The sequence below is a fragment of the Streptomyces sp. NPDC041940 genome (genome assembly GCF_055589465.1).
The window spans coordinates 1-10,538 of the sequence record NZ_JBVJBP010000044.1; the positions used below are offsets into that span (position 1 = coordinate 1).

General features: G+C 74.2%; 12 protein-coding genes. 4 read left to right on the top strand and 8 right to left on the bottom strand.

Annotated features, from left to right (window positions below):
- Positions 1-105: 105 nt before the first annotated feature.
- The 3 genes from ACZ6I3_RS39205 to ACZ6I3_RS39215 form a co-directional block, all read right to left on the bottom strand.
- Positions 106-534, bottom strand: a complete 429-nt coding sequence (locus ACZ6I3_RS39205) for an OsmC family peroxiredoxin (RefSeq protein ID WP_399016408.1) — start codon at positions 532-534, stop codon at positions 106-108.
- Between the two features lie 102 nt (positions 535-636).
- Positions 637-2,709, bottom strand: a complete 2,073-nt coding sequence (locus ACZ6I3_RS39210) for a phage holin family protein (RefSeq protein ID WP_469421104.1) — start codon at positions 2,707-2,709, stop codon at positions 637-639.
- Between the two features lie 128 nt (positions 2,710-2,837).
- Complete coding sequence (locus tag ACZ6I3_RS39215; protein WP_469421105.1) at positions 2,838-3,239, bottom strand: hypothetical protein; 402 nt, start codon at positions 3,237-3,239, stop codon at positions 2,838-2,840.
- A gap of 83 nt (positions 3,240-3,322) precedes the next feature.
- Here ACZ6I3_RS39215 and ACZ6I3_RS39220 point away from each other — a divergent pair, with 83 nt between their 5' ends.
- Together ACZ6I3_RS39220 and ACZ6I3_RS39225 are read left to right on the top strand one after the other, a co-directional pair.
- Positions 3,323-4,096, top strand: a complete 774-nt coding sequence (locus tag ACZ6I3_RS39220) for an MBL fold metallo-hydrolase (RefSeq protein ID WP_469421106.1) — start codon at positions 3,323-3,325, stop codon at positions 4,094-4,096.
- Positions 4,097-4,110: 14 nt separating this feature from the next.
- Entirely contained in the window at positions 4,111-4,746 is a 636-nt protein-coding gene (locus ACZ6I3_RS39225) for a DedA family protein (RefSeq protein WP_469421113.1), read from the top strand.
- A 75-nt stretch (positions 4,747-4,821) separates the two neighbouring features.
- Here ACZ6I3_RS39225 and ACZ6I3_RS39230 read toward each other — a convergent pair whose 3' ends face one another.
- From ACZ6I3_RS39230 to ACZ6I3_RS39250, 5 genes are all read right to left on the bottom strand, one after another.
- A complete protein-coding gene (locus ACZ6I3_RS39230; RefSeq protein WP_469421107.1) occupies positions 4,822-5,883 on the bottom strand; it encodes an MBL fold metallo-hydrolase in 1,062 nt (353 codons plus the stop codon).
- Complete coding sequence (locus tag ACZ6I3_RS39235; RefSeq protein WP_469421108.1) at positions 5,880-7,127, bottom strand: aminotransferase class I/II-fold pyridoxal phosphate-dependent enzyme; 1,248 nt, start codon at positions 7,125-7,127, stop codon at positions 5,880-5,882. The genes ACZ6I3_RS39230 and ACZ6I3_RS39235 overlap by 4 nt, the downstream gene beginning before the upstream one ends.
- A 152-nt stretch (positions 7,128-7,279) precedes the next feature.
- A complete protein-coding gene (locus ACZ6I3_RS39240) occupies positions 7,280-7,951 on the bottom strand; it encodes a hypothetical protein (RefSeq protein WP_469421109.1) in 672 nt (223 codons plus the stop codon).
- Positions 7,952-8,092: 141 nt separating this feature from the next.
- Entirely contained in the window at positions 8,093-8,887 is a 795-nt protein-coding gene (locus tag ACZ6I3_RS39245) for an RNA polymerase sigma factor SigF (RefSeq protein WP_469421110.1), read from the bottom strand.
- A 253-nt stretch (positions 8,888-9,140) separates the two neighbouring features.
- Entirely contained in the window at positions 9,141-9,332 is a 192-nt protein-coding gene (locus tag ACZ6I3_RS39250) for a hypothetical protein (RefSeq protein WP_469421111.1), read from the bottom strand.
- A 159-nt stretch (positions 9,333-9,491) separates the two neighbouring features.
- On the opposite strand from ACZ6I3_RS39250, the gene ACZ6I3_RS39255 reads away from it, so the two are divergent.
- Positions 9,492-9,869, top strand: coding sequence for a DUF2795 domain-containing protein (locus ACZ6I3_RS39255; protein WP_469421112.1), 378 nt, complete (start codon positions 9,492-9,494; stop codon positions 9,867-9,869).
- Entirely contained in the window at positions 9,866-10,519 is a 654-nt protein-coding gene (locus ACZ6I3_RS39260) for a hypothetical protein (RefSeq protein WP_059254276.1), read from the top strand. Before ACZ6I3_RS39255 ends, ACZ6I3_RS39260 begins: the two co-directional genes overlap by 4 nt.
- The last annotated feature ends 19 nt before the right edge of the window (positions 10,520-10,538 follow it).

The following is a 10,538-nucleotide window of genomic DNA, read 5'->3' on the forward strand; positions in this document are numbered from 1 at the left end:
CCCCCCCCCCCCCCCCCCCCCCCCCCCCCCCCCCCCCCCCCCCCCCCCCCCCCCCCCCCCCCCCCCCCCCCCCCCCCCCCCCCCCCCCCCCGGGGTGGTGTCCGGTCAGGCGAGCTTGGCGGTCAGCGTGATGGGCGTGGCCTTCAGCGCCTGACTGACCGGGCAGCCGGTCTTGGCCTCCTCGGCGGCGGCGAGGAAGGCCGCCTCCTCGATGCCGGGGACGGTGCCCTCGACGGTGAGGTGGATGCCGGTGATGCCCTCACCGGGCTGGAAGGAGACGTCGGCGGAGGTGATGAGCTTGGTGGGCGGCGTCCCGGCCTTGTTCAGGATGTTGGAGAAGGCCATGGAGTAGCAGCTGGAGTGGGCGGCGGCGATCAGCTCCTCGGGGCTGGTCTTCCCGTTCGCCTCCTGGGCGCGCGACGCCCACGTGACCGGCTGCTCGCCGATCGCACCGGAGGTGTCGAAGGTGACGACGCCGTTGCCCTCGAGCAGGCTGCCTTCCCAGACGGTGTGTGCGGAGCGCGTGGTAGCCACGGTTCTTCCTTTCGCGTGCGGACTCGCGGTGGGGCCCGTCTCCGGGTCCCGTACCCCCATCCGATCACACCCGTGGCGCCGCGTCCGCGTACGCCCCGAATTTCAGGCCGCGCGTTCCTCGCTGCTCTCCAGCGGCACCTGGGGGCCGTTCGACTCGCGCAGCCAGCGGCGCAGGACGCGGTGGACGTGCTCGGCGCCGACGAGTTCCGCCCCGTCCGCCACCGGTGCGGAGAGGACGAGCGGGGACAGCAGGAAGGGTCTGCCCTGGGCGCCGCCGAGCCCGCCGTGGGAGCCGATCTGCTCCTCGAAGGCGAGGACTTCGCCGTCGGCCGGGTCGTGGAAGGAGTTGACCATGATGTCGGCGGTGTGCGGGAAGGAGTGCGTACGGCGCACCGCGTCGGCCGCGCCCGGCCCGAACGCGGCGAGCGGGCCCGGGTCGTCGTCGAGGCCGGCCAGCGGGATCTCGGCGCCGTTCGCGCCGAGGACGACGCCGCCGTGCTCGTCGCTGCGGACCAGCAGGAAGCCGATGCCGGGGTGGTTGGCGAGGGTCGGCAGCAGCGCGGGGTGGCGGGCGTCGATCTCCTCCTTGCTCATCCGGTGCGTGACGTCCGGGAAGGAGACCAGGCCGAGGTTGCCGGAGGCCAGCACGATGGGCTCGGAGCGGCGCGCGGGGCGGTGCCGCTCGCCGCCCTCCTCGACCGGGATGCGCAGGGCGGCACGCACGGCGGCACGGGCCTCGGCCCCGCTGCGGGTGCGCTCCGCCCCGCGCGGTACGGGCAGTCCGCAGCCGGCCCGTACCAGGTCGCCCAGGGTGAGGCCGTAGCGGGAGCGGAACGTCTCGCCGGGGCTCTGGCCGTGGTCCGACAGGACGACGATCCGGTAGGGGCGCGGGGCGTGCTCGGCGACGTTCTCGATCAGGGCGAGCGACCGGTCCAGCTTTTCGAGGACCTTCTGCGCGTCGCGGCTCGCCGGGCCGGAGTGGTGGGCGACCTCGTCGTAGGCCACCAGGTCGGCGTAGACGGCGGTGCGGCCGACGAGCATGTCGCCCGTGACCGAGGCGACGACGACGTCCCGCTCGACGACCGTCGCGAAGGCCCTCACGAACGGGTAGAGGCCCGCGCGGGAGACCCTCGGGCGCTGCTTGCGCAGGCGGGCCCGGGTGGACTGGCCGATCTCCCGGCCGACGTCGGCGACGAAGGACAGGGCGGTGCGCACGGCGTTGGCGGGATCCGAGAAGTAGGCGAAGTAGCCCGCCCGGGAGCGGTTCTCACGGCTGCGGCGGCGGGTGGCGATGGACAGCACGAGGGCCTGCTGTTCGGCGCCGCCGCTGAACAGGTTGCCGCGGCTGGCTCCGTCGACGGCGAGCAGGCCGCCGTGCCCGGCGTATCCGACGGCACGGCGCTGGAGTTCGGCGGCGCTGGTCGGGCGGTTGCAGACGACCACCTCGCGGGTGTCCTTCTCGTACCAGCGGAACGCGGGGACGTCGTGGTTGCTGCCGTGCAGGATGCCGAGCTGGCTGGCGCCGGTCTGGCTGGACCAGTCGGTGCGCCAGGGGGTGAGGCGGTGGGTGGAGCGGCCGCCGTCGCCGAAGTCGAGCCAGCGGGCGACGGTGGGCATCAGGCCCTTGGCCACCGCGTCGAGCAGGACGTCGTGGCCGACGCCGTCGAGCTGCAGGAACACCGTGCCGGGGCTGGACGGGCTGGGCGGTCCGGACCGGCGGCGGCGGTCGGAGAGGCGGTACAGCCTGCGGCGGTAGGCGTCGTCGTCGCGTACGGCCAGGGCGGCGCCGGTGGCGGAGGCCACGGCGGACATCACGGCGGCGACCACGACGGCGGTCTCCGGGGCGGCGGCGCCGCGCTCGGCGGGGTTGAGACGCAGGGCGAGCAGCAGCAGCGCGCCGTTCAGGAAGAACACCAGCAGCCCGAGCACGAGTGCCGGTACGAGGAGCAGGAGCCGGACGAGCAGCGGCCACACCACGGCCGACAGCAGACCGAAGGCGCCGGCGCCGAACGCGGCGGTGACGGCGATGTCGGTGGCGCTGTCGCCGTCCGCCGACCGGAGCCTGAAGTCCGGCAGGATCCCGGCGAGCAGGAGCAGGGTGACGGTGGAGACCGCCCACACGGCGACGCTCCGCCCGATCTGACTGGCGACCCGCCGCCACCGCACGCCCCGCACGCCCAGCCACCTCACGTCCCGGCCCGCCGCCGCGAGCCCTCGTCCACCCTGTCACAACGCCCGGGGATCACCTTTTGTCCCTGGCACCGCCCGGCAGGGCCGAGGGCACGCCGTTCGCTTCCGGTGCGTCAGCGTCCGTCGTAGCCGGCCGTCGGCATCGACAGCCGGCGGTGCACGCACGCCTTCATCGCCGCGTCGTACGCCGGCTCCGCGTGCCCCACCGTCTCGACGCGCACCCCGCGCTTCGCGCACTGCGCGGTGAACTCCTCCACGGACGCGAGCGCGCTCTCGAGTACCCGCCGGCTGGGCGCCACGAACAGGTCGAGGCCGGGCCGGACGCCGTCCCAGAGGGCGCCGTGATCGGGGCGCAGCCCCCGGACCAGTAACTCCCGGCTGACCACATAGCCGCGCTCGGCGGCCCAGCGGGCGCACATCGCGTGCTGGCTGCGGGAGTCGACCAGGAACGGATCGTCGTCCAGCTCCTCCAGCGGCGTCAGACTCGCGATCGCCGTGACCCGGACCGGCACCATGGCGTCCCCCCTCACCTCCGGTTTCGCCGCCGACCCTACTCCTGCCCGTAGGCTTCGGGGAGTCGCGCGAAGGAGGCAAAGAAGTGCCGGTGGAGATCACCTGGTGGGGTCACGCCACTTGCACGGTCGAGGACTCGAACGTACGCGTGCTCACCGATCCCCTGTTCGCACGCCGGCTCGCGCACCTGCGGCGCCGGCGCGGAGCCCTGCCGCCGTCCGGCGCCCTGGACGCGGACGTGGCACTGGTCTCGCATCTGCACGCCGACCATCTGCATGTGCCCTCGCTGATGCGGCTCGCTCCGGGCACGCGCCTGCTCGTGCCCCGGGGCGCGCGCCGGGCGGTGCCCGGACTGCGCCGGCTCGCGCACCTGCGGGTGAGCGAGATGGCGCCCGGGGACGAGACCCCGGTCGGCGACGTGGTCGTACGGGCCGTGCCCGCGCGGCACGACGGGCGGCGGCTGCCGCTCGGACCGCACCGCGCCCCCGCGCTCGGCTACGTCATAGCCGGCGAGGCCCGGACCTACTTCGCCGGGGACACCGGGCTGTTCGACACGATGGCCGAGGAGGTCGGGCCGGTCGAGGTGGCGCTGCTGCCGGTCGGCGGCTGGGGACCGTACCTGGGCGAGGGACATCTGGACGCGGGACGGGCGGCCCAGGCACTGGCGCAACTGGCGCCGTGCAGCGCGGTGCCGGTGCACTACGGCACGTACTGGCCGATCGGGATGGACGCCGTGCGCCCCCACGAGTTCCATGCGCCGGGCGACGAGTTCGTACGGCTGGCGGCCGCGCGCGCACCCGACGTGGCGGTGCACCGGCTCGGGCACGGGGAGAGCGTGCGCCTGAAGGGGACGCGGTGACCTGGATCGCGCCCATGGCGCAGGCCGGTCTGCCTTTGCTCGCGGCGTCGGCCGTCACCCCGGCGTCGATCGTGCCGACGTCCACACAGCAGGCGGTCGGCTATCCGACGCTCTTCCTGCTGGTGCTGGCCGGGGCGCTGGTGCCGGTGATTCCGACGGGGGCGCTGGTGAGTTCGGCGGCCGTGGTCGCCTTTCACCAGGCGTCGCCGCTCTCCCTGATGATGGTGTTCCTGACGGCGTCGGTGGCGGCGTTCCTCGGGGACGCGACGCTGTACTGGCTGGGGCGGCGCGGGCTGAGGTCGAAGAACGGCTCGCGCTGGCTGGAGGCGCTTCGGGCGCGGGCGCCTGAGGACCGGCTCGCCCAGGCGCAGGAGAAACTCGCCGCGCACGGTGTCGCGGTGCTGGTGCTGTCCCGGCTGGTGCCGGCGGGGCGTATCCCGGTGATGCTGGCCTGTCTTCTGGCGGAGTGGCCGTTGCGGCGGTTCTCCCGGGGGAACCTGCCGGCGTGTCTGGCGTGGGCCGTGACGTATCAGTTGATCGGGATTCTCGGGGGGTCGCTGTTCGCTGAGCCGTGGGAGGGCGTGGTGGCGGCGATCGCGCTGACGCTGGTGATCAGCGCGGTGCCGGCTGTGTGGCGGCGGGTGCGGTAGCGCCGTAGGGGTTGTGGTGGTTTTCGGGGTGCGGGTTGTCTGTGGTTGCTCGCGCAGTTCCCCGCGCCCCTTGGGTCAGTTTCCCTGCAGCACCCTTGACGCGCCGATCGGCATGTCCCACAGGTTTTCCCGAGGGAGGCCTGTTTTCTCCCAGGCCGCTCGTACGCGCTGGAGGGGCTCCAGGACCGGCTCCGCCGAGAGGACGAAGGTCGCCCAGTGCATGGGGGCCATCCTGGTCGCGCCCAGGTCCTGGGCGGCCCGGACCGCCTCCTCCGGGTTGCAGTGGACGTCGCTGAGCCACCAGCGGGGGTCGTAGGCGCCGATGGGCAGGAGGGCGAGGTCGATGCCGGGGTAGCGCCGGCCGATGCGGGAGAACCAGTGGCCGTAGCCGGTGTCGCCGGCGAAGTAGACACGCTGTCCGTCCTGGTCGGTGAGCACCCAGCCGCCCCACAGGCTGTGGCAGGTGTCGGTGAGGGTGCGCTTGGACCAGTGGTGGGACGGGACGAAGTCGAAGCGGACGCCGTCCAGTTCGGCCGCTTCCCACCAGTCGAGTTCCGTGACGTGGGTGAAGCGGCGGCGGTGGAACCAGCGGGCGAGCCCGGCCGGGGCGAACACGGGGGTGTGGCGCGGGAGCCGGCGCAGGGTGGGGGCGTCCAGGTGGTCGTAGTGGTTGTGGCTGATGACGACGGCGTCGACCCGCGGCAGCTCGTCCCAGGGGACGCCCACGGGGGTGATACGGGCGGGGGTGCCGAGGATCCGGCGGGACCAGACCGGGTCGGTGAGGACCGTGAGGCCGCCGACGCGCAGCACCCAACTGGCGTGTCCCGCCCAGGTGACGGCGATGGTGCGGGCGTCGACGCGGGGCAGCGGGCCGGGGGCGTAGGGGAGCCGGGGGATGTCGGCGAGGCCTTCGGGGCTCGGTCTCACGGAGCCTTCGCGGGCGAAGCGGGCGATGGCCTTCAGGCCGGGGAGCGGGGCGGTCAGCCGGTCGTGGAAGGTGCGCGGCCACACTCTCCGCTCGGCCGGCGGCCGGGGTTCGGCCAGGGGCGGGTACGGGGGCGCGAGGGGGGACGGGAGTGCCGGGTCGTCGGCGTCCTGGGTGGTCGTACCCGTGGTCGACTCGGACTGCTGCGTCATCGAGGAGGCTCCCATCGCTGGGCTTCGTCGCGGAGATCGTCGAAGACCGACTTCAGCCGGATCAACGCGCCTCGCACGTGCGGCAGTTCCAACGGCGCAGGCGAGGTGAGGCATTCCGCGCGTTCCGGGTCGGAGGCGGGCAGCAGTGCGCCGGTGGAAAGCCGCACGCGCGGGGCTTCGAGGTCGTCGCCGAAGCGGTGGCCGCCCGGCGCGGGCATGCCGAGGCGGGCGGAGAGGAAGTCCTCCAGTTCCTGTGCGTCGCCCACCCCGTGCGCGGTCAGCGCCGGGCGCAGCGGGGCGAGGTCCACGTACAGGTGCCGGCCGGCGTGCGGGGGCCGGGAGAGGGCACCGGCGGCGACGACGGCGGAGTGCGCGGCGGCGGCCAGGCGCGCGTGCAGGCGTACGGTGGCGGCCACGCGCGCCGTGACGGGTTCCGGTTCGGCGAGGGCGTATCCGGCCGCCGCGGCGACCGGGGCGGCGACGCGGGCGTCGAGGGCGGTGAGGACGTCGAGCACGCGCGCGTGGAGGCCGTCCGCGTCGTCGCCTGCCGGGAAGCGGGCCACGGCGGCGGGCCAGCCGGTCGGGAGCAGGGAACCGGCCAGGTCGGTGACGACGGTGACCCGGTCGGGCAGCATCTCGGCGGGGCTGAGCAGCACGGTGTCGTGCGGGTCGTGCAGGGTGTCGCGCCAGGTCTCGTCGCTGACCAGGTGCAGGCCCTCCCCCTGGGCGGCCTCGAGGGTCTCGTGCAGCAGCTCGGGAGCGGCGACGGTCGCGGTGGGGTCGTCGGCGACGGACAGCACCAGCAGGCGCGGGTCGCCGCCCTCGGCGCGGACCCGGCGCACGGTCTCCAGCAGGGCGTACGGATCGGGGACACCGCCGCTCTCGGGCGGGGTCGGCACATGGAAGGCGGGCCGCCCCAGCAGGCGTGCGTACGGCGCCCACCAGGCGGCGCAGGGCCGTGGCACCAGGACGTCACCGCCGAGGGCGGCGGTCAGCGCGAGCAGCAGGGAGGGCGCGCCGGGGCCGGCGGCCGCGCGGTCGGGGGCGCAGTGCAGTCCGCGCCGGTCCCAGTAGCCGCAGGCGGCCTCCCGCAGCGCGGGGCCGCCGCCGACCGGCTCGTGGACACCGCGGGACGCCGCCGCGGCGAGCACCGCCGACAGCTCCGGCAGGACCGGCAGTCCGTCCTCGGGGAGCGGCGGCCCGAACCGGACCGGGCCGTGGCCTTGCGGGTCCGTCCGCCGCATCCGTACCTCCGCAGTGCCTGGTGCCGCCGTGTTCTGGTGATCCGTACGGTGCGGCTCGTGCCCTCGGCCACCGAGTACCCAGGGTGCCGCCGCCCCATGGCCACCCGCCGGGTCGTGACGGTCACGGCGTCAGCGGGCCGGGCCCGGGCAGGTCAGCGGTAGGGGTCGTTCTCCCGGTTGCGCAGCCGGTGCGCGGCGGCACCGAACGCGCCCGCGATCAGCAGTCCGCCCGCGACCAGGGCCGGCACGGAGTCGGTGAAGGCACCGCCGTCACCGGCCCGTACCCCGCGCTGGATCACCGCCCCGCCGCACTCGGTGTCGTGGGTGTGGTGCGGTTCGGGGCAGGGCTTGTGGGTGGGCCGGTGCGGGGGCCGGTGGGTCGGCTTGTGGTGGCCACCGCCGCCGTGGGCCACCGTGAACGTCGCGCTCCACTCCTTGCCCTCCCCGCCGGGAGCGGCCGGGCAGGTGCCGTCGACGGTCCAGGCCGAGTCCTCGCCGAGGGCGTCCGGATCGCCCTCGAAGTTCTCGGCGGACGCGATGCGGGCCGTGCCCCGGTAGGCGGGCCCGGACACCTTGTCGTCGTTGCCGGTGACCTTGCGCAGCGGGACGGTGCCCTCGTCGAAGGCCTGCGAGGTGGCGTCGATGGTGTCGGGCGGCGGCCCACCGGTCGGATCGCAGCTGACCGAGATGGTGAGCGTCCCCCCGGGCTCGACGGTGGCGGGACTGACCTCGGCGGCGGGTTCGGCGACGACGGCGGGTGCGAATCCCAGCAGCGCGGACCCGGCGAGAACGGCGACGGAGAGAGCGTGCACGGTGCGGCGCATGGAGGGGACTCCTTCGGGCGGCGGCAGAATGTCCCTCTGCCATCACAGCCCGCCCCCCGGACCGCCGCGCGCGTCCGGACCCCATTAGCGGGACAGCACCCTCCAACCGGGTGAAGTGGGACGTCGCCCCTCGGGGCAGCGCTACACCGCATCCCGCATGACCTGCTCCCGCACCCTCCCGCAGCACCGGCTGATCAGCCGGGACACATGCATCTGCGAGATCCCCAGCTCCTCGGCGATCCGGCTCTGCGTCATGTCGGAGAAGAACCGCATGTAGAGAATCGCCCGCTCCCGCTCCGGCAGCGCGGCCAGCCGGTCCTTCACCGCCTCCCGGTCCACGACGATGTCCAGCGCGGGATCCGGCGACCCGAGCGCGTCGCTCAGGGAGTACCCGTCCTCGCTGCCGGGCAGCTCCGCGTCCAGGGACAGGGCCGTGAAGCTCTCCAGCGCCTCCAGGCCCGTCTTGACGTCCTCCTCGCTCATCTTCGCGTGCTCGGCGATCTCGGCCACGGTGGGCCGGCGGCCGGAGATGGTCTGGGACAGGTCCTGCGAAGCGAACCGGACCCGGTTGCGCAGGTCCTGGACCCGGCGGGGTACGTGCAGGGTCCACATGTGGTCACGGAAATGCCGCTTGATCTCACCGGTGACGGTGGGTACGGCATAGCTCTCGAAGGCGTTGCCGAGTTCGGGGTCGTACCGGTCCACGGCCTTGACCAGGCCGAGGGCCGCGACCTGGCGCAGATCGTCCAGGTTCTCGCCGCGGCTGCGGAAGCGTCCCGCGATGCGGTCCGCCATGGGCAGCCAGGCCTCGACGATCTCGTCGCGGAGCGCGTCCCGCTCCGGGCCGTCGGGGAGGGCGGCGAGCCTGCGGAAGGCCTCGGCGGTGTCAGGGGCGTCGTCGTGGGGGTGCTGCTTAGTGCTCATGTGAGTCGGCATGATGCGTCGCAATTCCCTTGCAGATGCTCTGGGTCGGACCGTCACCGTGGAAGCGCATCCGCTGCGGGACAGGGGCGCCGGTGGCGGCGCTTCACGCCGCTCCCACGGGCGTGCCTCCTGTCCGAAGCACTGAAGGGCGCCTGCCCCGGGGCCTCACACGCAAACCCGGAGAGGTTTCCCGCGGTCGCGCAGGGTGACCCGACGCGGACCGGGATCGACGGTCGAGCAGGGCTTCAGCAGGCCGAGCGGGGCCTCAGGGGGAAGGGGCGGCGGTTCCTGCCGGGGCGGGAGAAGCGGCCGCGGCAGCGGAAGCGGCGGGTGCGGGTACGCCGCCAGGTTCACGCCGTTCGGCGTTCTCCTGCGGCAGCAGCAGTTCCTCGTACCGGCTCAGAACGAGCACCACTCCGAGCATGAGCGGCGGGATGAGCACAGCGAGCATCGCCATGGCGGGTCCTTCCCCAGGGAGGTGTGGGGGATGCGACCCGGGTCTCCCCCAGGCCGTGGCGCAAACCAGGGCGGGGTGTGGCGATCCGGTGTGCCGAACCCGTGTCGGCTTCCGGTGTTCGGGTACGCGGTGCGGACCCCCGAAGGTCTGGAGGGAGACATGCAGCGAGGCAGCGACCGGCTGAGCGTCCACCGGGACGACGAGATGAAACACGAACTGCAGGGTCTGCTCAGGTCCGGGCACCCCACGCGCAGTGAGGAGTGGCACGACCCGGAGCCGGCCGCCGAGGACGACCCCGAGGTCTGGAGCGGCCCCGTCGGCGGCCTGGGGTCCCCGGCGTCGCTGGAGCGGACCCGGCTGGAGCTGGCCCGGCACCTGAGCCGGCACGCCTTCCCCGCGAAGCCGGGCGAGCTGGCCCGGGCGCTGCGCCGCAACAACGCGCCCGGCGGGCTGATCGACGCGGTGGCCGGGCTGCGGCACGGGCACCGCTACGAGAACGTGCAGCAGCTGGCCGAGGCGCTGGTGGGCGGCGCATGAGGCGCGACCAGGCGGCGGAGATCGCGCAGGGCACCACGGCCGACGTGAGCGACGTGACCACGCGGTTTCTGCTGTACGGGCTGCTGCCCGGATGGTTCCTGCCGGGGCTCGCCGACTGGGCGATGCACCGGCGGACCCGGATCGAGGACACGGCGGGGACGAAGGAGTCCCTGATCCACTCGCTGATGATGGCCGAGGTGGGCGTGCCCATCGCGCTCACCCTGCGCTACGAGGTCAACCCGCTGCTGCTGTCCGTGCAGCTGGGCGCGGCGGCGGTGCACGAGGCGACGGCGCTGTGGGACGTCCGGACGGCCGTCGACAGCGACCGGGAGGTCAAGCCCGTCGAGCAGCACATCCACAGCTTTCTGGAGTCGCTGCCGTTCGGCGGGCTGGCCTCGCTGATGTGTCTGCACGCCGACCAGGTGCGGTCGCTGCTGCGCGGCGGCCGCGGGGATCCGGACGCCTGGCGTCTGGTACCGCGCCGGCGCCCGCTGTCGCCCGGCTATCTGGCGGCCATCGGGGTCGCGATCGGCGCCTGCGTGCTGCTGCCGTACGGCGAGGAGCTGGTGCGCTGCCGGCGGGCGGCCCGGGCCAGGAAGCGGCGCGCCCGGGCGCACCGGGCGGCGCTGCGGAGAGTGAAAGGAAGCTGAGGATCATGCGTATCGCGTT

Bases quoted from the DNA above. Each gene is read 5' to 3' on its own strand.
- ACZ6I3_RS39215 (WP_469421105.1), bottom strand. From the start codon at position 3,239: ATGGTGCCGGTCCGGGTCACGGCGATCGCGAGTCTGACGCCGCTGGAG.
- ACZ6I3_RS39225 (WP_469421113.1), top strand. From the start codon at position 4,111: ATGGCGCAGGCCGGTCTGCCTTTGCTCGCGGCGTCGGCCGTCACCCCG.
- ACZ6I3_RS39230 (WP_469421107.1), bottom strand. From the start codon at position 5,883: ATGACGCAGCAGTCCGAGTCGACCACGGGTACGACCACCCAGGACGCC.
- ACZ6I3_RS39235 (WP_469421108.1), bottom strand. From the start codon at position 7,127: ATGCGGCGGACGGACCCGCAAGGCCACGGCCCGGTCCGGTTCGGGCCG.
- ACZ6I3_RS39240 (WP_469421109.1), bottom strand. From the start codon at position 7,951: ATGCGCCGCACCGTGCACGCTCTCTCCGTCGCCGTTCTCGCCGGGTCC.
- ACZ6I3_RS39245 (WP_469421110.1), bottom strand. From the start codon at position 8,887: ATGCCGACTCACATGAGCACTAAGCAGCACCCCCACGACGACGCCCCT.
- ACZ6I3_RS39250 (WP_469421111.1), bottom strand. From the start codon at position 9,332: ATGGCGATGCTCGCTGTGCTCATCCCGCCGCTCATGCTCGGAGTGGTG.
- ACZ6I3_RS39255 (WP_469421112.1), top strand. From the start codon at position 9,492: ATGCAGCGAGGCAGCGACCGGCTGAGCGTCCACCGGGACGACGAGATG.
- ACZ6I3_RS39260 (WP_059254276.1), top strand. From the start codon at position 9,866: ATGAGGCGCGACCAGGCGGCGGAGATCGCGCAGGGCACCACGGCCGAC.